This is a genomic window from Niallia sp., assembly GCF_031978665.1.
Classification (GTDB): Bacteria; Bacillota; Bacilli; order Bacillales; family Cytobacillaceae; genus Niallia.
The window spans coordinates 92,327-115,954 of sequence record NZ_DALZDK010000001.1; the positions used below are offsets into that span (position 1 = coordinate 92,327).

Annotated in this window: 19 protein-coding genes, 1 other RNA gene, 2 pseudogenes and 2 riboswitches; of the genes and pseudogenes, 15 read left to right on the top strand and 7 right to left on the bottom strand. The window is 35.6% G+C overall.

Annotation, left to right across the window (positions count from 1 at the left end):
* The coding region (locus tag RTL21_RS00485) for a DEAD/DEAH box helicase (RefSeq protein ID WP_312092232.1) at nt 1–1,353 on the bottom strand (1,353 nt) is incomplete at its 3' end.
* Nucleotides 1,354–1,651: 298 nt separating this feature from the next.
* Nucleotides 1,652–1,744, top strand: a riboswitch (glycine riboswitch).
* 3 nt (nt 1,745–1,747) lie between these two features.
* Nucleotides 1,748–1,835, top strand: a riboswitch (glycine riboswitch).
* 81 nt (nt 1,836–1,916) lie between these two features.
* On the opposite strand from RTL21_RS00485, the gene gcvT reads away from it, so the two are divergent.
* From gcvT to gcvPB, 3 genes are all read left to right on the top strand, one after another.
* Nucleotides 1,917–3,038, top strand: a complete 1,122-nt coding sequence (gene gcvT / locus RTL21_RS00490) for a glycine cleavage system aminomethyltransferase GcvT (RefSeq protein WP_312092234.1) — start codon at nt 1,917–1,919, stop codon at nt 3,036–3,038.
* Nucleotides 3,039–3,102: 64 nt separating this feature from the next.
* Nucleotides 3,103–4,449 carry an aminomethyl-transferring glycine dehydrogenase subunit GcvPA gene (gcvPA, locus tag RTL21_RS00495; RefSeq protein ID WP_312092236.1) on the top strand — a complete coding sequence of 449 codons (1,347 nt, stop codon included), beginning with the start codon at nt 3,103–3,105 and terminating at the stop codon, nt 4,447–4,449.
* Nucleotides 4,442–5,899: an aminomethyl-transferring glycine dehydrogenase subunit GcvPB gene (gcvPB, locus tag RTL21_RS00500; protein WP_312092238.1), complete on the top strand. Its 1,458-nt coding sequence runs from the start codon at nt 4,442–4,444 to the stop codon at nt 5,897–5,899. The genes gcvPA and gcvPB overlap by 8 nt, the downstream gene beginning before the upstream one ends.
* Before the next feature lie 85 nt (nt 5,900–5,984).
* On the opposite strand, the gene RTL21_RS00505 is transcribed toward gcvPB, so the two are convergent.
* Nucleotides 5,985–6,368, bottom strand: coding sequence for a rhodanese-like domain-containing protein (locus RTL21_RS00505; RefSeq protein ID WP_312092240.1), 384 nt, complete (start codon nt 6,366–6,368; stop codon nt 5,985–5,987).
* A gap of 222 nt (nt 6,369–6,590) precedes the next feature.
* Here RTL21_RS00505 and RTL21_RS00510 point away from each other — a divergent pair, with 222 nt between their 5' ends.
* The 7 genes and pseudogenes from RTL21_RS00510 (at nt 6,591) to RTL21_RS23185 (ending at nt 14,642) form a co-directional block, all read left to right on the top strand.
* Nucleotides 6,591–7,427 (top strand): lipoate--protein ligase family protein, encoded by an 837-nt coding sequence (locus tag RTL21_RS00510; RefSeq protein WP_312092242.1) that lies wholly within the window; start codon nt 6,591–6,593, stop codon nt 7,425–7,427.
* Between the two features lie 490 nt (nt 7,428–7,917).
* A pseudogene (locus RTL21_RS00515) lies at nt 7,918–8,703 on the top strand (ribonucleotide reductase N-terminal alpha domain-containing protein); the annotation flags it as partial.
* A gap of 393 nt (nt 8,704–9,096) precedes the next feature.
* Nucleotides 9,097–10,866, top strand: a pseudogene (locus RTL21_RS00520) (vitamin B12-dependent ribonucleotide reductase); the annotation flags it as partial.
* 429 nt (nt 10,867–11,295) lie between these two features.
* Nucleotides 11,296–11,991 (top strand): vancomycin resistance response regulator transcription factor, VanR-F/VanR-M family, encoded by a 696-nt coding sequence (gene vanR, locus RTL21_RS00525; RefSeq protein ID WP_312092244.1) that lies wholly within the window; start codon nt 11,296–11,298, stop codon nt 11,989–11,991.
* On the top strand, nt 11,984–13,096 hold the full coding sequence (locus tag RTL21_RS00530) for a HAMP domain-containing sensor histidine kinase (protein ID WP_312092246.1): 1,113 nt from the start codon (nt 11,984–11,986) through the stop codon (nt 13,094–13,096). The genes vanR and RTL21_RS00530 overlap by 8 nt, the downstream gene beginning before the upstream one ends.
* 101 nt (nt 13,097–13,197) lie before the next feature.
* Nucleotides 13,198–14,118, top strand: coding sequence for a VanY-A/VanY-F/VanY-M family D-Ala-D-Ala carboxypeptidase (gene vanY / locus RTL21_RS00535; protein ID WP_312092248.1), 921 nt, complete (start codon nt 13,198–13,200; stop codon nt 14,116–14,118).
* Between the two features lie 53 nt (nt 14,119–14,171).
* Nucleotides 14,172–14,642 carry a VanZ family protein gene (locus RTL21_RS23185; RefSeq protein WP_396954404.1) on the top strand — a complete coding sequence of 157 codons (471 nt, stop codon included), beginning with the start codon at nt 14,172–14,174 and terminating at the stop codon, nt 14,640–14,642.
* Between the two features lie 304 nt (nt 14,643–14,946).
* Here RTL21_RS23185 and RTL21_RS00540 read toward each other — a convergent pair whose 3' ends face one another.
* Nucleotides 14,947–15,171 (bottom strand): spore coat protein, encoded by a 225-nt coding sequence (locus tag RTL21_RS00540; RefSeq protein WP_312092250.1) that lies wholly within the window; start codon nt 15,169–15,171, stop codon nt 14,947–14,949.
* A 337-nt stretch (nt 15,172–15,508) separates the two neighbouring features.
* On the opposite strand from RTL21_RS00540, the gene RTL21_RS00545 reads away from it, so the two are divergent.
* The gene (locus RTL21_RS00545; protein ID WP_312092251.1) at nt 15,509–16,393 is read left to right on the top strand and encodes a patatin-like phospholipase family protein; all 885 of its coding nucleotides are present in this window, start codon (nt 15,509–15,511) and stop codon (nt 16,391–16,393) included.
* Between the two features lie 170 nt (nt 16,394–16,563).
* Here RTL21_RS00545 and RTL21_RS00550 read toward each other — a convergent pair whose 3' ends face one another.
* Together RTL21_RS00550 and RTL21_RS00555 are read right to left on the bottom strand one after the other, a co-directional pair.
* On the bottom strand, nt 16,564–16,944 hold the full coding sequence (locus RTL21_RS00550) for an SA1362 family protein (protein ID WP_312092252.1): 381 nt from the start codon (nt 16,942–16,944) through the stop codon (nt 16,564–16,566).
* 248 nt (nt 16,945–17,192) lie between these two features.
* Complete coding sequence (locus tag RTL21_RS00555; RefSeq protein WP_312092253.1) at nt 17,193–18,137, bottom strand: DUF1385 domain-containing protein; 945 nt, start codon at nt 18,135–18,137, stop codon at nt 17,193–17,195.
* A 275-nt stretch (nt 18,138–18,412) separates the two neighbouring features.
* Here RTL21_RS00555 and RTL21_RS00560 point away from each other — a divergent pair, with 275 nt between their 5' ends.
* The 4 genes from RTL21_RS00560 to ssrS all read left to right on the top strand — a co-directional run bounded on the left by RTL21_RS00560 (nt 18,413) and on the right by ssrS (nt 21,132).
* A complete protein-coding gene (locus RTL21_RS00560) occupies nt 18,413–18,943 on the top strand; it encodes a YqhR family membrane protein (protein WP_312092255.1) in 531 nt (176 codons plus the stop codon).
* A 294-nt stretch (nt 18,944–19,237) separates the two neighbouring features.
* Nucleotides 19,238–20,299, top strand: a complete 1,062-nt coding sequence (locus RTL21_RS00565) for a M24 family metallopeptidase (RefSeq protein ID WP_312092256.1) — start codon at nt 19,238–19,240, stop codon at nt 20,297–20,299.
* A gap of 12 nt (nt 20,300–20,311) precedes the next feature.
* Complete coding sequence (gene efp / locus RTL21_RS00570) at nt 20,312–20,869, top strand: elongation factor P (RefSeq protein WP_312092257.1); 558 nt, start codon at nt 20,312–20,314, stop codon at nt 20,867–20,869.
* A 71-nt stretch (nt 20,870–20,940) separates the two neighbouring features.
* A non-coding RNA gene (gene ssrS / locus RTL21_RS00575) (6S RNA) lies at nt 20,941–21,132 on the top strand.
* Nucleotides 21,133–21,184: 52 nt separating this feature from the next.
* Here ssrS and RTL21_RS00580 read toward each other — a convergent pair.
* Complete coding sequence (locus RTL21_RS00580; protein WP_312092259.1) at nt 21,185–21,901, bottom strand: LysM peptidoglycan-binding domain-containing protein; 717 nt, start codon at nt 21,899–21,901, stop codon at nt 21,185–21,187.
* A 61-nt stretch (nt 21,902–21,962) separates the two neighbouring features.
* On the bottom strand, nt 21,963–23,354 hold the full coding sequence (locus RTL21_RS00585) for an alkaline phosphatase (protein ID WP_312092260.1): 1,392 nt from the start codon (nt 23,352–23,354) through the stop codon (nt 21,963–21,965).
* Nucleotides 23,355–23,628 lie beyond the last annotated feature (274 nt).

The window sequence follows — 23,628 nt, forward strand, 5'->3', positions numbered from 1 at the left end:
AAAGTTAATAATATGGTGACAGAATTGGAGGTTGATACCTTCTCCGCCGGCTTCTGTTGCAATTAAAACTTGGGCATGATTTTGGAACAGGTCTCGCATCCAATCTTTCTTTCCCCGTTTGAATCCGCCGCGAAAGGGAACAGATGTAATCCCATGCTGCTTCAAAAACCATTGTAAATATAATTGAGTTGCTCTATATTCAGTAAAGATGATTACTTTATCATTAATTTTCTTAATAAGCTCCAATGCTTTCATTGCTTTTGAATTTTGCTGGATAGCTTCTACTTTTTTAACAAGTTCTTGTATTTTTTGCTGGAATTCAGGTGTTGGGTTTTCCACCTTTTTTAACATATTTTGTAATGTGTAATAAACAGCTTCTCTACTTGAGCAAGCTTCTCGTTGTAATGTAATCATGGAAAAAGAACTTCTGTTATTTTCGATATCATTTGATGTATAGTTATCGGTTCTTAATTCCATAATGGCTTCATATAATGCTCTTTCATCATTTGAAAATTCTATAGGTACTGCCTCTACGATTCGTTTCGTCCATTCAATTCCAGTATCATGACGTCTGTTTCTAATCATCACTTTATTGACTAATGCTTTTAAATTCTCATCATCATCAATAGAACGAGCATCTTTTTTATATTTCTCGTAGAAGGATGATTCACTGCCAAGATGTCCTGGTTTCAGTAAAGATACTAAATTGAAAATTTCACTAACCCTGTTTTGGATAGGGGTCGCAGTTAATAGTAAACAGAATTTCTTTTTTAAATTCTGGACAAATTCATAGTTTTTGGTTTTGTTATTTTTAAGTTTATGGGCTTCATCGATAATGACCAAGTCATAATCCTGATTGTATATGATATCCCGATGAGGCTGTCTTTTTGCCGTATCGATAGAGGAAACAACAATATCGCATTGCTCCCACACATAACTTTTGCGCTGAACCATTGCAGGAATGTAGAATTTGCTGTTTAACTCGAAAGCCCACTGAGTAACAAGGGAAGCAGGAACTAAAATTAACACTTTTTTTACTAATCCACGAATCATATATTCTTTAAGAATTAATCCTGCTTCAATCGTTTTACCAAGCCCAACTTCATCTGCTAAAATAGCTTTTCCATTCATATCCTCTATTACCTTTTTGGCAACCTCTAATTGATGAGGCAATGGCGAAAGATCGGAAAGATATTTTGGAGCTTGAAGACCTTCAAAGTCTGGAATGATATTTTGTTTTTCCACTTCTACAGCAAGCTTATATAGTTCCCAGTTTGCCCACGGACCATCATCAGAAATTCGTTTTAGTAGCTGATCATTCCATGAATCGTCAAAATGGATTTGCAAGGTCATATGCAGTCTTCCTTTCTTATGTCAATTGGTAAGCCGATATGTAAAATATGTATTAAAGAAAATGTAAAAAGAAAGCTAGTAAAAACACAAAAATATATTGCCACCTTATCGTTCGGATGTTAGGATAAAAGGGTAAAAAAGTTTTTAATTTTGTCACAATTTCATTATATTTGAATAAAACATGAACATTTAAGTTGAATAGATAAAAAACAATCGTATTTTTACTTTTTGGGATAGCTAATTATTTTTAGCAGGTAGTATTTAGTATGACCAACTGAAAAAATTTTATGAATCGCGGATGAGAAATAGGGGAGAGACTACATTCGTAGCGCCGAAGGAGCAAGCAAAGATTCTTTGTGAATCTCTCAGGCAAAAGAACTCTATTTGGACGCAGCTCTGGAGAGTGCTTACAGTATAAATGTGAGCCACCAAAGGGGACAGCCGATATTATCATCGGTAAACTTTCAGGTGCAAGGACAGAGACCTTACTTTTTATAAAGGGGGGTTTCTGTCTTTTTTTGTTGTAATTCTTTAAATACAACAAATGAAAATGTCTAATACATATGGAATTGGAGTGTTGTTCATTGACTTTATTAAAGCAAACACCATTATATGAGGTGTATAAAGAGTACGGCGGTAAGACAATAGATTTCGGAGGCTGGGATTTACCGGTTCAATTCTCAGGCATAAAGCAGGAGCATGAGGCTGTGCGAACAAAAGCTGGCTTATTTGATGTATCTCATATGGGGGAGATCGAAGTAAAGGGAAAAGATAGCTTACCCTTTCTTCAAAAGGTTTTAACAAACGATATAGCAAAAATAAAAACTAATGCTGCTCAATATTCTGCAATGTGCTATGAGAGTGGCGGAACAGTAGATGATTTATTAACATATAAGCTTGCAGATAATCACTATTTGTTGGTAGTAAATGCATCGAATATTGAAAAGGATTACGAATGGCTACAAAAACATGTTAGTGGAGAGGTAAGCTTGATTGATTTATCAGAAGATTTCGCCCAATTAGCACTTCAAGGTCCGTTAGCGGAAAAAATACTTAAGCGTTTGAATCCACTTATTGATTATGCTGAAATTAAGTATTTTCAATTTAAGAATAAGGTGAATATAGCAGGTAAAGAAGTTCTCTTATCACGCACCGGCTATACTGGCGAGGATGGTTTCGAAATTTATTGTCATAGTGGAGATGCCAAGCATTTGTGGAGAGAAATATTGACTGCAGGAGAAGAGTTAGGTGTTCTTCCTTGTGGCTTAGGTGCAAGGGATACTTTACGATTTGAAGCAACACTTGCTTTATACGGTCAAGAATTATCGGCAGACATTACACCTCTTGAGGCTGGAATTGGTTTTGCGGTTAAGTTAAACAAAGAAACGGACTTTATTGGGAAGGAAGCCTTAAAAAAGCAAAAAGAAGAAGGGTTAACAAGAAGGTTAGTTGGTCTTGAAATGTCAGACAGAGGTATTCCAAGACATGGTTATAAAGTATTTGCGAACGGAAAATGTATCGGAGTAGTTACCACGGGTACACAGTCACCGACCTTAAAGAAAAATATTGGTCTTGCATTAATTCAAGTAGATTATGCTTCGTTGGATACAGAGGTGGAAGTAGAAATTAGAGGAAAGTATTTGAAGGCAAAGGTTATCAATACACCTTTTTATAAACGAAAATAATTTCTAAAGGCTATTTTCTAAAAAATAGTAGAAAAAAATGGGCTAATGACTGGGGGAAAAACGAATGAAGCATCGCTATTTACCGATGACAGAACAAGATCAAAAGGAAATGCTTGAAACAATAGGAGTAAGTTCAGTAGAGGAATTATTTTCGGATATTCCAGAAAAAGTGCGCTTTAAAGGAAGCTATCAAATTAAACCTGCAAAAAGTGAATCTGCTTTATTGAAAGAATTAACAAAGCTTGCCCAAAAAAATGCTGACGCAAAAGCAAATGTTTCTTTTCTTGGAGCAGGAGTTTATGATCACTATTCGCCTGTAATTGTAGATCATGTTCTTTCACGCTCAGAATTTTATACGGCTTATACCCCGTATCAGCCAGAGATATCACAGGGGGAATTACAGGCTATTTTCGAATTCCAGACAATGATTTGTGAATTAACAGGAATGGATGTAGCGAACTCCTCTATGTACGATGGAGCAACCGCACTAGCGGAGGCTGGCATGTTGAGTGCCGGTACGACGAAACGTAAAAAAATCCTTCTTTCAAGTACGACCCATCCAGAAGCAAAAGAAGTAGTAAAAACGTATGCGAAGGGTCAATACATTGAAGTGGTAGAAGTTCCACATCATGATGGAGTAACAGATATGGAAATGTTAAAGACAATGATGGATGATCAGGTTGCAGCTGTGATGATTCAATATCCGAATTTCTTTGGTAGAATTGAACCTTTAAAAGAGCTGGAAGCAATTATACATGCCCATAAATCATTATTTGTTGTATCAAGCAATCCGTTAGCATTAGGTGCTCTAACACCTCCAGGTAATTTCCAAGCTGATATTGTAGTGGGAGACGCACAGCCATTTGGTATTCCAATGGGTTTTGGTGGTCCACACTGTGGTTATTTTGCTGTTACATCTAAATTAATGCGAAAGGTTCCTGGTCGTTTAGTAGGACAAACGGTAGATGAAAATGGTCAAAGAGGATTTGTTTTAACTCTTCAGGCTAGGGAGCAGCATATACGCCGTGATAAGGCAACTTCTAATATTTGTTCCAACCAAGCACTTAATGCTTTAGCTGCTTCAGTTGCGATGACAGCACTCGGAAAGCACGGGGTGAAGGAGATAGCTGTTGCTAATATTCAGAAGGCACATTATGTAAAAACAAGATTAAAAGAGGCGGGCTTTGAAATTGTTTTTGAAGGACCATCCTTTAATGAATTTATTATTAAATGTAATTCTTCTATTTCTGCTATTAATCGTGCGTTATTAGAAATAGGTATAATTGGTGGCTATGATTTAGGAAGAGACTTCGAACAACTAGAAAACCATATGCTAATAGCCGTAACTGAATTGCGTACAAAGGAAGAAATGGATGAATTCGTAGCAGAAATGGAGGATTATCATGTCTAATCAAAATCAACCTCTTATCTTTGAAAGCAGTACACCAGGCAGAATAGGTTATAGTTTACCAGAAATGGATATTCCCACAGTAGACCTTACTGAGCTGTTACCGAATGATTATATTAGAGAAGAAAATCCAGGATTACCAGAAGTATCTGAATTAGATATTATGCGCCATTATACAGCCCTATCAAAACGAAATCACGGCTTAGATTCCGGCTTTTATCCATTAGGTTCATGTACGATGAAATATAATCCGAAAATAAATGAAAATGTCGCGAGATTTAATGGCTTTGCTCATATTCATCCATTACAAGAAGAGTCATCAGTACAAGGAGCATTAGAGCTAATGTATGACTTGCAGCAGCATCTTGTTGAAATAACAGGAATGGATGAAGTGACGCTACAACCAGCTGCAGGTGCTCATGGTGAGTGGACTGGATTAATGCTGATTAGAGCTTTTCATGAAGCGAATGGGGATACTCATCGCACTAAGGTAATTGTCCCAGATTCTGCTCATGGAACCAATCCTGCTTCGGCAACAGTTGCTGGGCTAGAAACAGTAACAGTAAAATCAAATGAACATGGATTAGTAGATTTAGAGGATTTAAAGCGAGTAGTAGGAGAAGATACTGCAGCGTTAATGTTAACAAATCCTAATACTCTAGGTCTATTTGAAGAAAATATTTTAGAAATGGCAGAAATTGTCCATCATGCAGGCGGAAAATTATATTATGATGGCGCAAATCTAAATGCAGTTCTCTCAAAAGCAAGACCTGGAGATATGGGCTTCGATGTCGTTCATTTAAATCTGCATAAAACCTTTACAGGACCACATGGTGGAGGTGGACCAGGGTCCGGGCCAGTAGGGGTAAAAGCTGATTTAATACCATTTCTACCAAAGCCAGTTTTGACAAAGGTAGGAGAAGAATTTGTCTTAGATTATGATAGACCACAATCCATCGGTAGAATTAAACCTTATTATGGTAATTTTGGAATAAATGTCCGTGCGTATACTTATATACGTTCCATGGGTCCTGATGGCTTAAAAGCTGTTACAGAGAATGCGGTATTAAATGCAAATTATATGATGCGAAGACTATCTGCCTATTATGATTTACCATTTGACCGCCATTGTAAACATGAATTTGTGTTAAGTGGAAGAAGACAAAAAAAATTAGGAGTTCGCACATTAGACATCGCAAAGAGACTTCTTGATTTTGGCTATCATCCGCCAACTATTTATTTCCCGTTAAATGTGGAAGAATGTATTATGATTGAGCCAACAGAAACAGAGTCTAAAGAAACGCTAGATAGCTTTATCGATGCGATGATTCAAATTGCTAAGGAGGCAGAAGAAACACCTGAAATCGTTCAGGAAGCTCCTCATACGACAGTAATTAACCGTTTGGATGAAACGTTAGCAGCAAGAAAACCTGTTCTCCGTTATATAAAGTAAAAAAATATAAATTCGAACCATGAAAGAAGCTGATGTCTTTTAGACATCAGCTTCTTCTATATAATAATTCCTAGTTAGAATATTATTATTTTTTTGCTTTGATTTTACCAGTCCACTTTTTGAATCCGCCTTCTAGTTGGGTTAAATCTTTATATCCTTTACGATATAGAAATTGAGCAGCTCTTCCGCTTCTCATCCCATTTTGACAGTATAAAAATACTGGTTTATCAGGACGGATTTCACTTTTTCTCATCTTTAGCTGCGATAGTGGAATGTTTCTTGCACCAAGTACATGACCTGCTTCATATTCGTTTGGTTCACGTACGTCAATTAACTGTGCCTTTCTGTAGCCTTGTCGAAATTCATCCTGGCTTACAGTTTTTACAATACGACGTTGATACAGCCACATAACCACGGAATATACAAGGAATGCGACTAAAACGATGAGAAGAGTATAAATCGTTGTCAATTCTCATTTCTCCTTTCAATTACTTACACTATCTCTATTATATCTATCAACCCTTATAGTAGTAAAGTAAATACTTACAATATCATTAACATTCCATGGTTCTTAAAGTGCATACAGATAAGTGTCATTCTTTTTCCATGCAAGTTACTTTCAAATACTCTTTCTTTTTGATATCCTTAGTAAGAATTCAGGTGTACATTTTACATAAAAAGAGGGTTCAAAATGATAAAAGAAACATGGAGATTTATTGATTCAGGCAATCATTCTCCTTCTTTTAATATGGCATTAGACGAAGCTTTATTAGAATGGCATTCTAAAGGGATTTTTCCGCCGGTGATTCGTTTTTATGGTTGGAATCCTGCTACTTTATCTATTGGATATTTTCAGAAGGTAGAGAAAGAAATTGACTTAGAGGCAGTGAAAGAACTAGGTCTTGGATTTGTAAGAAGACCAACAGGTGGAAGAGGTGTTCTCCATGAACATGAATTGACATACAGTGTGATTGTTTCAGAAGAACATCCCAATATGCCTACGACAGTAACAGAAGCGTACCGAGTAATTTCAGAAGGTATTTTAAAAGGTTTTCACTTTCTAGAATTAGATGCCTACTTTTCTGTACCAAAAACAGAGGAGCAAAAAAATAATTTAAAAAGTCCGAGGTCAGCTGTATGTTTTGATGCTCCTAGCTGGTATGAATTAGTTGTAGAAGGCAGAAAAGTTGCTGGAAGTGCACAGACTAGACAGCAGGGCGTCATTTTGCAGCATGGTTCTATTTTATTAGACTTAGATGAGGATAAACTATTCCGTTTATTTAAGTATCCAAATGACCGAGTAAAAGAAAGAATGCAAAAGGCTTTTAAGAGCAAAGCTGTTGCAATTAATGATTTAACATCTAGAAATATCACTATTGACATGGCGAAAGTAGCTTTTAAAAAAGGCTTTGAAGAAGGCTTAAATATTCAATTAGAAAATTATCAATTAAGTGACAAAGAAGTAGAATACGTAGATAAAATAGCAAAAGAAAAATATGAGAGTGATGAATGGAATTTTAGACGATGAAATTTGTCGCAATTTTTGAACACGAAATTCTTTTTTTAGAATTTCGTGTTTTAATTGTGCGAAAAGTTCGGTTTAAAAGAAAAAAAGCAAAGGTGCAGTCTCATTTTTGACTGTCGAAAAATTTTTTTGGAGAGCAAAGTTATAGAGAAACAGGATTATATCAATGGGTTATCCCTTCTTATATTTAGCAAGTGCGAAAAAGGACGGAATTTCTTTTTTTTTGTCAGATTATCTATGTATCTCTTTCTTTTTCTTTAAAATCTACTTTTTTTCGTCGTTTGACAAATCGGCAGATATTGAAAATGCACACAACATATAGGCGTTTGTTTTTATAATTAATACTATATATTGATTTTATGTGTTTGATGTGATAGTTTAAGGGTATTACTAAAAATGCTAGATATCTAATTATAGATTTATATACAAAGATTATTTTCCATCAACTATTAGTATCTGCTCTATTTTTTATATGAATGAAGGGGTTGTGTTTATGTCAGTAATGTTAAGTCAAGGTTTGAAAGTAGATAAAGAAAAGCTGAATAAGGATATTGCTTTATTTCCGGAGGTTCATCCGATTACTCCAGATATGAAACTAACTCATAAAGGCGTTTCTCGACTTGTCATGCTTGACCGTTATACGTATAAAGATACAGAGAAAATTACGTTATCTGCTGGCGATTTCGTTGTGTTAACTATTAAAGAAGATCCTAAGTTCCCAGCAAGGGGATTAGGTTTCATTCAAGAAATTGATCATATTCTAAATACAGCAAAAGTATTAGTCGAAGAGGATTACCGTGGTGTGCTTGAAGGTGAAGAGGGAGAAACGGGTGTAATTGTTCGTTCATTAGATGTCATCGAAAAACCGTTGGAAATTTATTACGAGCAAATTGCAAAACGGAATGCTACTGGCTTAGCATCAGTAGAAAAAACGGAAGAGAAACGAAAAGAATGGTTCGAGAAGTTTTACAGTGAACTGGTTAACTTAAATTTCATTCCGGCAGGTCGTGTTCTATATGGAGCGGGAGCAGGCACGGATGTTACGTACTTTAACTGTTACGTAATGCCGTTTGTACAGGATTCAAGAGAAGGTATTTCCGAACATCGTAAGCAGGTTATGGAAATTATGAGCCGTGGTGGCGGTGTTGGAACAAATGGATCTACATTAAGACCTCGCAATACTTTAGCAAGAGGCGTTAATGGTAAATCATCTGGTTCTGTTTCTTGGTTGGATGATATTGCAAAGCTAACTCATTTAGTAGAACAAGGCGGATCCCGTTAACCTATAACGGCGGGATTAAAATCTCGTGAATTGCTGGAACACCCTTAGAGCTTTATCAACCACAACGTGACTGGTAACGGTGAGCGTGATGGTTTAAAAATGATAAAGATTGGGCAATCAGCAGCCAAGTGTCTTTGGAAACGAAGATAAAGGTTCAACGACTATTGAAACTTCCTAAAGTTACCAGTAAAATGACCCTATAGTACAAAGAGGGTATAATATTGGGAGCGAAGGAAGGAGTAAATCATAACAAGCGGAGACGTCGTTATGAGGCACGAGACAAAGAGGAATTGATTAATCTTCTTTGATGATATAGTCTGCTCTCATATGAAAGTATGAGAGGGTGGCAGAAATGACCATCCCCACTTCAATGAAGTGAGTAACAAATAGCGTGGTGCACAAATGATTATGCTAGCAGATTGGCATCCAGATATTATCGAATTCATTATTTCGAAAATGCAAAATCCGCGCATTTTACGTTTCTTGATTGAAAATACACAAGATGAAACAATTAAAAAATATGCACAAGATAAATTGAAATTTACGCCATTAACTGAACAAGAACGCTCTATGTATCAAGGCATTCTTAATTATAAAAATATCCCTGGTCATGGTGGTTTTAATGAGGGTATTTTCCGAGATGCAGAAGAAAAACTATCAAGTGGCGGAACTTATGCTGTCCATCAATCTGAATTTTTAACAGGGGCAAACATTTCTGTCTGCTTAACAAATGAATTTATGGATGCAGTGGAGAAGGATGAGGAGTATGCACTTCGTTTCCCAGATGTTGAAAGCTATGATAAGGAGCAAATGCAACATTATAACGAAGAATGGCATAAAGTTGGAGATGTAAGAGAATGGGAAGCAGAAGGAAATAAAGTCCGTGTTTATCGCAAAATTAAAGCGAAAGAATTATGGAACTTAATTAATATCTGTGCAACTTATTCTGCAGAGCCAGGAATTTTCTTTATTGATAATGCGAATGAAATGACAAATGCAACTAGCTATGGTCAAAAAGTTGTTGCTACAAACCCTTGTGGCGAGCAGCCATTAGCACCATTTAGCGTATGTAACTTAGCTGCTGTTAACCTTGCAGAAATGGCAGATAAGGAAAATAAAACAGTTAATTTTGAAAAGCTAAAGCAAACAGTAGAAATAGGCGTAAGAATGCAGGATAACGTTATCGATGCTACACCTTACTTCTTGGAAGAGAATAAAAAGCAAGCCCTTGGAGAACGTCGCGTCGGTCTTGGTGTTATGGGGCTTCATGATTTACTAATTTACTGTGAAACAGAATACGGTAGTGAAGAGGGTAATGTATTAGTAGATAAAGTATTTGAAACAATAGCTACTACTGCATATAGAGCATCCATTGAGTTAGCAAAAGAGAAGGGCAGTTTCCCATTCTTGAATGCAGCATCGAAAGATGAGGAAGCGAAACTACGTAGTGCCTTTATTCATACTGGCTACATGAAAAAAATGCCTGAGGATATTAGAGAAGATATTCTTCAATATGGTATCCGTAATTCTCATTTATTAACAGTAGCACCTACAGGCAGCACAGGAACGATGGTTGGGGTATCAACTGGACTTGAGCCGTACTTCTCCTTCTCTTATTTCCGAAGTGGAAGACTTGGAAAATTTATTGAGGTGAAAGCTGATATTGTTCAAGAATATTTAGATGCTCATCCAGAAACAGATCCAAATAATCTTCCAAATTGGTTCGTTGCAGCGATGGATCTTGCTCCTGAGGCACATGCTGATGTTCAATGTATCATCCAAAGATGGATTGACAGTTCTATTAGTAAAACGGTAAACGCGCCAAAAGGATACAGTGTAGAGCAAGTTCAAAAAGTATATGAAAGATTATATCGTGGCGGGGCTAAAGGCGGTACTGTTTATGTAGATGGCTCTCGCGATAGTCAAGTACTAACGTTAAAAGCGGAAGAAAACACATTTGATGAAGCACAGCAACCACAAAAACGTGAAGAACCACATGTAGTTCTTGTAGATACGATAAATGAGTTGAAATCAACAAACGTGACGATTGGTTCAGAAATCGGCGATACTTGTCCTGTTTGCCGAAAAGGTGTTGTAGAAGAAATCGGTGGATGTAATACTTGTACGAATTGCAACACGCAATTAAAATGTGGACTTTAATTCTTAAGCGATAAAGAAAAATGTCCGTTTAAGATAAAGTTACGATGAATTATATAAAAAGACGCGATATTTAAATACAGTTGCGAAGAAACACCTCTATGGATATGATTATCTGAAGGGGTGTTTTTTGATGTGAAAAAGAACGAGAACCTCTAAAGCTGATTAAGGGATAGAAGGCTGTCTTTCTAGAAGGAGAAATTTCTACATTAAAAGCTGTTTAAAACAATATTAAAGACAACTATTATTTATTTACATAAAAATATCAGAAAAAGAAATACAAGCTCTGCATTATCCCTTGTTAGTTAAGATATTGCTGACAAGGTAATCCCACACCAAAAACATTTGATCTTTTTGAAGTGTGCAGCTTTTTAAGGTTTCATGATTAATAAACAATACTAAAAATGTAACTTTGATATAGGAGTGAAATAAATGAAACAGATATCGATTTTAATTGCTGATGACGAGGAGGAGATAGCTGAACTGATTGCCATCCATCTAGAAAGAGAAGGATACAATTGTATTAAAGTACATAATGGACTAGAAGCTATACATGTTATCCAGACGCAGGTCATTGATTTACTAATTTTGGATATTATGATGCCGGAAATGGATGGATATGAAGTAACTCGTCAGATTCGGGAACAATATAATATGCCTATCATTTTTTTGAGTGCGAAAACTTCTGATTTCGATAAGGTACATGGATTAGTGATTGGAGCAGATGATTATATGACTAAACCATTTACCCCCATTGAATTGGTTGCACGTGTGAATGCACAATTGCGGCGCTTTATGAAGCTAAATCAACCCAAAGTAACGAATAATGCTATCTTGGAATTTGGTGAAATAGTGATTTCTCCTGATCAGCGGACCGTTTTGCTTTATGGCGAAAACGTCGAGCTAACGCCGAAAGAGTTTGATATTTTGTATTTATTAGCCAGTCATCCAAAGAAAGTGTATAGCGTAGAAAATATTTTTCGGAAAGTGTGGGATGAAGCATACTTTGAAGGGGCTAATACGGTAATGGTGCATATTCGTACTCTGCGGAAAAAACTTGGAGAAGATAAGCGAAACAACAAACTAATTAAAACAGTTTGGGGAGTGGGGTATACATTTAATGGCTAAATTTATACGCAGCTTTCGCGCTAAAATAACCATATTATTTACTTTCAGTATGCTTTTAAGTGGGGTAATATCTTACTTAATCTTTAAGGGACTTCAGATTTATTATCATTCGGCGGTTCGTCGTGGTGACCCACTTTCTTCACTTCGTCAATTCATAGGAAGTATTGGAGACTTTAACGTTTTTTTTCTACTATTTATCTCCCTTTCGATCTTGTTTTTCTATTTACTCATTAAGCCCTATTCAACTTATTTTAATGAAATATCAAATGGAATCCACTATCTCGCAAGTGGCAACTTTAAACATCGTGTTTATATTCAATCAAATGATGAATTCGGAGATATTGCGCATGCAATTAATCTGGCAAGTGAAAAATTAGAAGAAGCAATACAAAGAGGCGATTTTTCAGAAAATAGTAAAGAACAGTTAGTTGTAAATTTGGCCCATGATTTGCGAACACCCCTAACTTCTGTTTTAGGTTATTTAGATTTAATCCTGAAAGATGAGAAGTTGACACAAGAACAAGTCAAACATTTCTTAACGATTGCCTTTACGAAATCTCAGCGATTAGAAAGATTAATTGATGAATTATTCGAAATCACCAGAATGAACTATGGCATGTTGCCAATTGAAAAGAGGCAAATTAATGTAAGTGACCTACTTCTTCAATTAAAAGAAGAATTGTATCCTGTTTTCGAAAAAAACGATTTAATCGCTCGAACGAATATTCTGCCAAATTTACCTATTTTGGGGGATGGAGAGATGTTAGCTCGGGTGTTTGAGAATCTTTTAACCAATGCCAATCGATATGGATATGATGGTAAGTTTGTAGATATTAATGGGTTTGTTGATTCAGGGGAAGTGGTTGTTCAGGTAGTTAATTATGGAGATAGCATTCCCCATGATGAACTTCCGTATCTTTTTGATATGTTCTATACAGGAGACAAAGCACGGACTCATCTAGAAGATAGTACAGGTCTTGGTTTATTTATTGCAAAGAATATTGTGGAGCAACATAATGGAACGATTACAGCTGAGAGTAGTTTAATTCGTACTGTATTTGAAGTTCGTTTGCCACAGGAAAGTGATGCGATGGACAATGTTTAAAAATTTGATAAAGGATTTAAGAAAAATTTAAACTTTACCCTACTCTTTTTTTAAATAGTTTTTCCTATTCTAGTATCTATAAGAATAAGGAGGAACTTGAAATGAAAAAGTGGGGTCTTTTTTTGTTTTTAGTATTGTGTCTAAGTTTTACATTTGTCAATAAAGAATCTTCTTTTCAAGATAATGAAGAAATACAAAGCTATGAAAAAAATAACATAGATCATTTAGATAATAGCGACAGCTCTGAAAGCTTCCAAAAGATAGAGATTACTAAAGAAATGGTCTTTCAAGGAAATTTACTCTTGGTTAATAATGAATACCCAGTTCATCAAGAGAGTATAAAATCAGATGTTGTAAATTTATTTACGCATCAAGATTTGACAAAGGGATATGGATTGCTTGATAACGAAATTAAATTGTCCGAGGAGGTAGCACGGGAATTTAGGACAATGATAAATGCTGCTGAAAAGGAGGGGGTTCACCATTTTTTGATTAATAGTGGCTTCCGAGATTTTGATGAGCAAAGTGAGCTTTACCAGGAGATGGGGGCCGACTATGCTTTGCCTGCAGGCTATAGTGAACACAATTTGGGATTATCACTTGATGTAGGATCAACTCAAAATAAGATGGAGGTAGCACCTGAAGGAAAATGGATCGAAAAAAATGCTTGGAAATACGGCTTTATTTTACGATATCCAAAGGACAAAACAGCAATTACAGGCATTCAGTATGAACCTTGGCATATTCGTTATGTTGGATTGCCGCACAGTGTGATTATGGAGGAAAAGAATTTTGCGTTAGAAGAATATTTGGAATTCCTAAAAGAACAAAAGTCTATTTCAACTACTATACATGGTGAAAAATATGAGATCTCTTATTATCCTGTAACCAAAGATACGACCATTGATGTTCCATTAAATTTTAGTTGGGAGATATCGGGCGACAATATGGATGGTGTAATTGTGACAGTGTTTTCCAAAACATCACATACGAATCATAAGGAGGCAAGGATGACGGAATGAAAAAAACGAAATTATGGAACAGAATAATTGTACATGCACTATTCGTTTTTTATATGTACGCAATAATTAGAATCATTTTATTTAAGTTCCGCTGGAGAGATACGACCTTTCTCCTATCTCAACTTGAGAGGAATTTTGGGAACCCTGATATTCTCATATACCGATTGCAAAGGGGGAATTTTATCCCCTTTAAAACAATATTCATTAATATTCAGAATCTGTCGGGGTGGCATGATTTAAGTAACTTGGTTGGGAATATCATCGCTTTTATCCCATTTGGCATTTTTTTAGTATTATTATTCCCTAAGAAAGGGATGTCGTTCAAAAGCGTATTATTTCTATCTTTCTGTTTGAGTTTAAGCTTGGAATGCCTACAGATTATTTTCACTATCGGAAATTTCGATGTCGATGACTTAATACTAAACACAACTGGGGGATTGCTTGGCCATTACGTTATCAAGCTTTATGATAAGGTTTATAGCAAGTCTAGAGTGAATAATTCAAGTATTGTCCAAGATAGATAAGTTTTGAAAACGAGGAATTTAACAGGATGAAGCATGATGAACCATGCTATAAAAAACAAGTTCAGGTTATTCAGCTAAACAGGATAGATACCAGAAATAGTAACCATTGGGCAGCCGTTATTATTGATGATTTCAGCTAGAAAATTATCAAACGTTTATGGAATTGTCCTGTGCTTCTTAAGGGAAGAATTCGTTATGTTCAAACTTTATGTTGGAACTACATAAAGGCTGTGCAGTTGCACAGCCTTATATATTTGATTACCCCTTTTAAAAGGGAGGTAAAAAACCAATCCCAATTTGATATTTAATAATACCCATATGGTGGGATGCCATAGCCATATGGTGGATAGCCATATCCTCCATATAAAGCCGGAGCAAGTAATGCACCTGTTGCAAAACCGCCTAGTAAGCCTAATCCAAGTCCGAATCCAGCTCCGCCGAAGCCAGGTCTGCCAAAACCGGGTCTGCCTATTCCAAAGCCAGGACGTATTCTTCTCACATCATGTGGATGAATGAAATGATTTTGCATAAAGTTTCCTCCTCTTTTTTCATCATTTAGCTTAAGCGCAATCTTCTCTACAAACTTATGCTTTTTTTTTCGAGTTTGCGGGAAAAACAAGTGCTTGCACTTTTTATCTTTCGAAATAGTCTATGTGTTAATATACTAAATTGCTTGATACAAACGCCTAAACACCTACATGCATTCACTACATTCTTTCTAAGCAAATACTATATAGATAATAAAAGAGCATTTAACTTGTCTGCTGTACTATTTTTCAATTCAGAATACTAAATTGGAGTATAGAGGTACAAATTCCATTCAAAGCTTTCGAATTTCCATTTGCTTGTTTAAAGGAGTGAATAGCATGTATATAGACGGCGTCTTTTCAGGCGGAGGAATTAAAGGGCTAGCATTAGTGGGGGCATACGAGGTTATAGAACAAAGGGGATTTCAATTTGCTAGACTGGCAGGAACTAGCGCAGGTTCAATCATTGCAGCCTTAATTGCCGCAGGTTATACGAGTCGAGAAATTGCGGAATTATTGGAGGAGTTGGATTTAAGTACGTTTTTAGATGAAAGACAATTGCTCATTCCTTTTCCACTTGCAAAATGGTTTTTTCTTTATTGGAAGTTAGGGTTGTATAAAGGGGAGGAACTGGAAAAATGGATTGAACATAAATTAGCAATAAAAGGCTTAAAAACATTTGCGGATATTCATCCTCAATCATTACGCTTTATTGCTTCTGATATAACCAATGGAGTATTAATGATCCTACCAGATGATTTACCTAAATATGGAATAGATCCACAGACGTTTTCGATTGCGAAAGCAATTAGGATGAGTTGTAGTCTTCCATATTTTTTTGAACCGGTGATACTCGGCAATAAGTCAAATAAAAATGTGGTGGTCGACGGAGGTGTACTAAGTAATTTTCCTATGTGGTTATTTGATCAAGAGAATATACTGAAAACCAGACCTGTTTTAGGTGTTAAATTAAGTCATAACATAAAGGAACATCCGAAACATAAAATCCTAAATGCAATTGATTTATTTACCGCAATGTTTGAAACAATGAAAGATGCTCATGATTCCCGGTATATTTCCCGTAAGCACGAAAAAAATATTATCTTTGTTCCTACAGAAGGAGTATTGTCAACCGAATTTGCTCTTACGAAAGAAGATCAAGTGAAACTGATGCAATTAGGAAGAGATTGTGCAACGAAATTCTTTAAAACATGGGCTTATTAAAATAGGGTGCTTATTTTTGGAGAAATGGAAGTGGTAGTTCTTATCGAAAAGTTACCTCCATCCTGAACCCACGTTACTTTTCGTGAAGCTAATGGGCAGCTTTCTTATAAATACATTTTCCCTATTGAAAAAACAACATACTTAAAAAAGAGTAAAAAAAATCGAGCCCATTATAAGGAAGCTCGATTCTTTTTTTTGCTCTTCTTCCCTTCAATAACAGTCAAATGGGCAGTACTCTTATTACGTTTATGCTTATTGGCTTTTAAGGAAGAGGATTTAGTTGAGTGTTGCTGTCCTGCTGGTGATTTATCTCTTGTCTGTAGCCGTTTCTTTGATTTCTTTGCAGCTTTTAGAAAAGCTTTTTGCTCTTTTTTTTGCGGACTAGATGTACTGAAATGGCGATAAATGAACCAAATAATAGCACCGACAGCAAAAATGACAGCAATGTTTAGAAAAAATCCAGCAGGATTTTTAATTAAACTAGTAGTTAGGCCAATGAAAGCAAGGAAAATAATACTTCCAAATAAGATAATTGAAAATCGGTTCTTCAAAAAGCCACCTCCCTAAAAGCATGATAAGCATTTTTTCTAACTTTTAAACTATTATTAAGAAAAGTTTATTCAAAAAAAGCCAAATTGTTCACATGAAAAAGTTTTCAGAATAAAGATTTTAACAGTGAGTATAGGGAACGCTTAAATTTTGGAAAAGTTTCATAAATGAAGGTATGGCCTATCTAATTTGGCGATACTATTCCGATAATTCCAGGCTCCCTTTATATTACTAATACCCAAAATGATATTTATTCAACAACTGCCTTTGAAACTTTTGCTTCTGTTTCTTCTTCTCGTCTTTTTAATTCTGAAAAGGAAAGTATCGCTACTTCGACTTGATCATCGCTCGGCTCTTTCGTTGTTAATAATTGTAGCCAAAGGCCTGGTAATCCAAGATATTTTAATACAGGAACCTCTCTTAATTTATTGGTAAGCTGCAATACCTCAAAGGAAATACCTAGAACGACAGGAATTAAGGCAATTCGAATTAGTACTCTGTCTAAAAGATTATCTGGATAGAAAAATAAATAAAGAAATAACCCAACAATTACCGTGAAGAGAATAAAGCTCGATCCACAGCGATAATGTAATCTAGAAGCGGCTTGAACATTTTCTATTGTTAATTCTTTCCCGCTTTCATATGCATTAATCACTTTATGTTCAGCACCATGATACTGAAATACCCTCTTTATAATAGGGGTCAGTGATACAAAGTAAATATATCCAAGTAAGAGAATAAGCTTAAAAAAGCTTTCTAATAGAATCTGCGCAACATGTCCAGAAATAATTGGCATAAACATAGCTGCTAGAAAAGTTGGAATGAGCGTGAAAATGAATTTTCCAAATAGAAAGGAAAGCACACCTAAAACTGCTACCCCTAAAATCATTGATAATTTAGTAGGCTCTTGTTCAGCTAATTTATAATCTTCTGAAGGGTCAACATCATAACGATCCGTAGAAAAATTCAAATGTTTAGTTCCGTTCCCACTTGATTCAATAATAGCGATAATCCCCCTTAAAAATGGGACTTTTTTTAATTTTGCTAGCTTGGTATTATACGTTCTTGGAAGATGAAGATAATCAACAGACTGATCTTTTCGTCTTATGGCTGTGACATAATGATGTTTACCACCAAACATCACACCTTCTACAACAGCCTGGCCTCCGTATAATGGTTTTTGTTCATTCGACATGTATAATAACACCAACCTCAGGATAATTTAGGTGAAAACAACTGATTATTGCATCTATTTTGAAAAACTTATGGTTGTATATCCCCTACTACTATATTACTAAAAAATTCTAAAAACCACTAGCAGGACATTTTATCCTTTATTAATACTTCCTTTAAATTAATTCTAAAAAAAGATAAGGCAGCTCACCTTTTGCAACAAAGTTTACGAAGTCATAGATAATCATGCAAGGAAAGAAAAGGAATGGGACATACTACTATTTGGAGGTGGATATTATGGATAACCAACAACAATCACATGAAAAAGGTAGACCGATGTCTTTTATCGCCTTAGTAATTTGGACAGGCATGTTTGGTGGGATTATCTGGTCACTAATTGGGTACATAGGATATGTTTTTAATTTTACAGAAATTCGCCCGAACATTCTCTTAGAGCCTTGGGCGATTGGCAGCTGGAAATATGGTTGGCTTGGCACGGTAATCAGTATTGTTGCAATAGGCTTTTTTTCAACTGGGGCAGCATTTGCTTACTATTTGATGCTCAGAAAATTTAAAACCATTTATATTGGCATGGGATTTGGAATAGCATTGTTTATTTGTGTGTTTATCATTTTAAATCCCATTTTCCCAAGTATGGCACCATTTTTAGAGTTAAAGAGAGACACGATTATTTCTTCCGTTTGTTTATATGTCCTTTACGGAGTTTTTGTAGGCTATACAATTTCCTATGAAGAAAGTGAAGTTCAATTAAAAAAGTGGAAAGAAAAAAAGCCGTCTACTAATTTAACAGGTAATGAAGGGGAATAAGAACCTATTTTATGTAATTTATAATTAGAATAGAATTTGCTGCTCTTAATATAGAAGTAATTTCTTTAAAATAAGCTGACAGTCTCGTACATTCAGGCTTTTACTTAACTAGTTAGGGTGCCTAAAATCTTTGTTTACATGCTATTTTGCCTGTATTCTAAAAGTATTTATGTTAAAATAATTTCATGAGTGTACTTTTTTCATCATTCAGATTTTTATCTTATCTAGAAGTTGTTAAGGCTTTAAGAAGAACGGGCCTCTAGGAAAGTGTATAAACTAAGGGAGAGGATTTTAATGGAGAAACTTACAAGAGTTAGAGAAGCACTAACAGCAGTTGGAGCAGAAGGTATTTTAATAACAAGCACATATAACAGACGTTATGTAAGTAATTTTACAGGTTCATCAGGTGCTGTATTAATTAGTGGGGAAAAAGCATTATTTATCACAGATTTTCGTTATGTAGAGCAGGCTGGAAATCAATGTATTGGATTTGAGGTTGTTCAGCATAAAGGGGCTATTCTTCAAGAGGTCGCAAGTCAAGCAGAGAAATTAGGCATAAAGAAATTAGCATTTGAACAAGACTATACAACTTTTGCTCAATATAAGGAATTAGAATCAGTAGTAAAAGGAGAATTAGTGCCTGTTTCAGGTGTAATTGAAAAGTTACGCTTGATTAAGACTAATGAAGAGATTAAGATATTAAAGGAAGCTGCTAAGATTGCTGATGCTGCTTTCACCCATATCCTTGATTTCATTAAGGTTGGGAAAACAGAATTGGAAGTTTCGAATGAATTAGAGTTTTTTATGAGAAAATTAGGCGCCACTTCATCTTCCTTTGATACTATTGTTGCATCAGGAAAGAGATCTGCATTGCCACATGGTGTTGCAACCGATAAAGTAATTGAAGCTGGTGATTTTATTACATTAGATTATGGTGCTTATTATAATGGATATGTATCAGATATTACGAGAACAATTGCTATTGGTAACCCAGATGAGAAATTAAAAGAAATCTATGATATCGTATTAAAGGCTCAGTTGAAGGGAATGGAAGGCATTAAACCAGGAATTACTGGTGTGCAAGCAGATGCACTGACTCGTGATTACATAACTGAAAAAGGATATGGAGAATATTTCGGACATACAACAGGTCACGGAATTGGGCTAGAAGTCCATGAAGGACCGAATTTATCCTTCCGAAATAATGCTCCGCTAGAACCAGGTATGGTCGTAACGGTAGAACCAGGTATTTATATTGCAGGGCTTGGTGGAGTGCGTATTGAAGATGATACAATAATAACAAATGATCATAATGAAGCTTTAACCCATTCAACTAAGGAACTGATTATTTTATAGGAGGATTACTGCATGATTTCAGTAAACGATTTTAAAACAGGTTTAACAATAGAGGTAGATGGCGGAATCTGGCGCGTACTTGATTTCCAACACGTTAAGCCTGGTAAAGGGGCAGCGTTTGTTCGTTCTAAATTAAAGAATTTACGTACTGGTGCTGTTCAAGAAAAAACATTTAGAGCTGGAGAAAAAGTAGCAAAAGCGCAAATTGATAATCGCAAAATGCAATATTTATATGCAAACGGTGACCAGCACGTATTTATGGATGTAGAATCTTATGATCAAATTGAGCTTTCTTCTTCAGTAATTGAATACGAATTAAAATTCCTAAAAGAGAATATGGAAGTTCATATTATGATGTATCAATCAGAAACACTAGGTGTAGAACTTCCCAACACTGTTGTACTAGAAGTTGCTGAAACAGAACCAGGTATTAAAGGAGATACTGCTTCAGGTGGTACAAAACCTGCGGTAATGGAAACAGGTGTAACTGTTCAAGTTCCTTTCTTCGTTAACCAAGGGGATCGTTTAATTATTAACACAGCTGAAGCAAGCTATGTTTCTCGTGCGTAATAACTGAAAGGAAAACAAAATACTAATTTTACCATTTGCTTTCCGAAGATAATTCATGTATGATAGAACCATAGAAGCTGCGTTGTACGTTATCGTATGAAGTTTCAACCTTTATCGATAATTAGGGAGTTCTATATTAAAGAAGGATCAGCAGGCCTAATGCATTCGTCATTAGGACATATGATGATATCTTTTGCGAACACCCACCTGGTGGAGCAGGTTTTGAAACTCCATACATCTTAAGCGGCAAATGCGGCTGAAAAAGGAGGTAATCATTTGATTACCTCCTTTTTCATGTAATAAAATCCAAAAAGCTTAGCCAACTCTTAATTTTTGGCCAGGATATATTTTATTGATATCCTGTAATTCATTCCATTCCTTAATTTTTTCCACACTTGTATGAAATTCCTTTGCAATTTTACTAATCGTATCTCCTTTTTTAATTTCATAATAAAGTGCCTTTGTTGATGGTATCTTGATTTTCTGTCCTGGTTTAATCACATTTGTCTTGCTTATATTATTATAATCTGAAAGTGCCTGGACTGTTGTATTATATTTCTTACTAATTTGATATAAAGTATCTCCTGGCTTCACAGTATATTCAATATTATCTGAAACAGTCGGTTTAGATTCCGTTACAAAGTAATCAAGAGGATTAACAGCATTGGATTTTGCATCATTCCATCGCCCTTCATGCAATTCAAAATGTAAATGCTGACCGGACGAATTTCCTGTATTGCCCATTATGCCGATTGCTTGCCCTTTCTTTACATAATCTCCTACCTTTACTTTTCTTGAACTACTTTGTAAATGAGCGTAGACTGTTTCATAGACTTGTCCGTTTACTTCATGAAGAATCATAATACATTCTCCATAGCTAGTGGAATAATAGGATCTTGTTACGGTTCCATCTGCACTCGCGGTAATAAGATTTGTCCCCTTTTGGGCGAAATCCACTCCGAAATGTTTATTATTACCAGTGGGCTGGAATCTATTTGTTATATTTGCTACAGTTGTAGGTCTCAAAAACAATTAAAATCACCTCCATACAGCTTATGAGAAAGTGATTTTATTTGCTTGGATTTTCGTCGGACTAATGTGAAAAAGAATACCCCATAATGGAAGCAATTTTTTTCGGAATGTCGGTATTGTCTAAAACTCCGTGAAATTCTTCTGCCCCAATACCATAGGCAAAGACAATAATCATATTACTTGTATGCCCACCTGTACTGCTAAGCTGCTGTATTTGTGGTTGCAGAATGCCTCCGTGATAATGATTCGCGATAATATTGCCGATTTTCCAGTCGATTTGTTGCTCACGATATACTTGTCCTTTTTTAGGCGTTTTATTAGATTGCAATAGGGCAAGTTCTTCTTTTGTTAAATCAATCGCCGCGTACTCTTTAAAAACCTTCCGTATACTTTTGGTCGTAAAGTTATCGTTGGTTTTTTTCATTATTAATTGCTGGGCCATGTAGTGAGGGGATGCAGAAATATTTTTAAGTGCTTTAATATCCATTGCTTCGGTAGCAGATACCCCCATTGTTTCGTGGTCAGCAGCAACAACAACTAATGTATCTTTTCTTTTCTTAGCCCATTCTACACAGTATTTTACCACTTCATCAAAGGAAATCGTTTCTTTCCATATTCCCGTTATATCGGATGCATGGGAGGCATGGTCAATACGTCCGCCTTCAATCATTGCAAAAAAACCTTCCTCGTCTTTTGATAGCGCATCCAGTGCTTTTTTAGTCATTTCCTGTAATGTTGGTTCTGTTGTTTTTAGAAGGCTTCTATCTATTTGAAAGTTTAAATGAGCATCTCCAAAAAGACCAAGAATTTTAGTCGAATCAGTATTTTCTAATTGATCAGCGGTTGAAATATAAGTGTATCCTGCATTTTTGTATGCATCGATAAGGTCCATTCCTCTTTTATCTGTGTGCGTAAAGTACTTTTTGCCTCCCCCCATAATAATATCTACTTTATTGCTTAATTGCTGCTTGGCAATTTCCTCTTGGTCGGCCCATCGATTATTGACGCTTGCAGTAAAGCTTGCAGGTGTTGCATCTGTGACTGAATTAGTGGTAATGATGGCTGTTTTTTTGCCAGCTTTTTTAAATTTATCTAATATACTGTCTTCGTTTTTCCCATTAGGTGTAATGCCAATCATTCCATTATCCGTTTTCTTGCCGATTGCAAGGGCTGTTCCTCCGGCGGCGGAGTCCGTGACGCGATTATTGCTGGAGGAAGTGTGCACGATGGCAGTAAAGGGAAGTGTTTCGATAAAAAGTTTTCCTTTTGTACCATGCTCAAATAATCGAGCAAGCTCCATTTGTCCGATACCCATACCATCCCCAATGAGTAATATAACGTTTTTTGGTCGATTCTTTTGTTCCTTACTTAAAGCGGGTTTATTTTCCACGGTCTGAACAGAAAGAAAGAACCCTAAACTGATGGAAAGGAAAACGAGAAGTAACTTTTTCATATCCTTTTCCTCCTATATATTTGGCTTTAAATCTTCTATAGCTTTTGAAAAAATGCAATTTTTTAACCCATTTAATGCTCGCTATTATTATTTTTTTAAAAATTCGCATCAATAAAAATAAACGAATCAAACAAGAAATGACATAAAAAAAGGAGACAAGCATACATTTTAATAAGTCATTCTATGTATGTCATGTAAATGGATTTATCTTTTCTTAAATTTTGATTGATTTCAGTTACATGCAGCAAGAATCAACTCCGTTTTTTTTAAGAAG

Excerpts from the sequence above, each read along its gene's own strand:
- RTL21_RS00510 (WP_312092242.1), top strand. The coding sequence starts at position 6,591 with ATGATAAAAGAAACATGGAGATTTATTGATTCAGGCAATCATTCTCCT.
- gcvPA (WP_312092236.1), top strand. The coding sequence starts at position 3,103 with ATGAAGCATCGCTATTTACCGATGACAGAACAAGATCAAAAGGAAATG.
- RTL21_RS00585 (WP_312092260.1), bottom strand. The coding sequence starts at position 23,354 with ATGAAAAAGTTACTTCTCGTTTTCCTTTCCATCAGTTTAGGGTTCTTT.
- gcvPB (WP_312092238.1), top strand. The coding sequence starts at position 4,442 with ATGTCTAATCAAAATCAACCTCTTATCTTTGAAAGCAGTACACCAGGC.
- RTL21_RS00530 (WP_312092246.1), top strand. The coding sequence starts at position 11,984 with ATGGCTAAATTTATACGCAGCTTTCGCGCTAAAATAACCATATTATTT.
- RTL21_RS00560 (WP_312092255.1), top strand. The coding sequence starts at position 18,413 with ATGGATAACCAACAACAATCACATGAAAAAGGTAGACCGATGTCTTTT.
- RTL21_RS00555 (WP_312092253.1), bottom strand. The coding sequence starts at position 18,137 with ATGTCGAATGAACAAAAACCATTATACGGAGGCCAGGCTGTTGTAGAA.
- RTL21_RS23185 (WP_396954404.1), top strand. The coding sequence starts at position 14,172 with ATGTACGCAATAATTAGAATCATTTTATTTAAGTTCCGCTGGAGAGAT.
- RTL21_RS00540 (WP_312092250.1), bottom strand. The coding sequence starts at position 15,171 with ATGCAAAATCATTTCATTCATCCACATGATGTGAGAAGAATACGTCCT.
- vanR (WP_312092244.1), top strand. The coding sequence starts at position 11,296 with ATGAAACAGATATCGATTTTAATTGCTGATGACGAGGAGGAGATAGCT.
- RTL21_RS00565 (WP_312092256.1), top strand. The coding sequence starts at position 19,238 with ATGGAGAAACTTACAAGAGTTAGAGAAGCACTAACAGCAGTTGGAGCA.
- RTL21_RS00545 (WP_312092251.1), top strand. The coding sequence starts at position 15,509 with ATGTATATAGACGGCGTCTTTTCAGGCGGAGGAATTAAAGGGCTAGCA.
- efp (WP_312092257.1), top strand. The coding sequence starts at position 20,312 with ATGATTTCAGTAAACGATTTTAAAACAGGTTTAACAATAGAGGTAGAT.
- vanY (WP_312092248.1), top strand. The coding sequence starts at position 13,198 with ATGAAAAAGTGGGGTCTTTTTTTGTTTTTAGTATTGTGTCTAAGTTTT.
- gcvT (WP_312092234.1), top strand. The coding sequence starts at position 1,917 with ATGGAATTGGAGTGTTGTTCATTGACTTTATTAAAGCAAACACCATTA.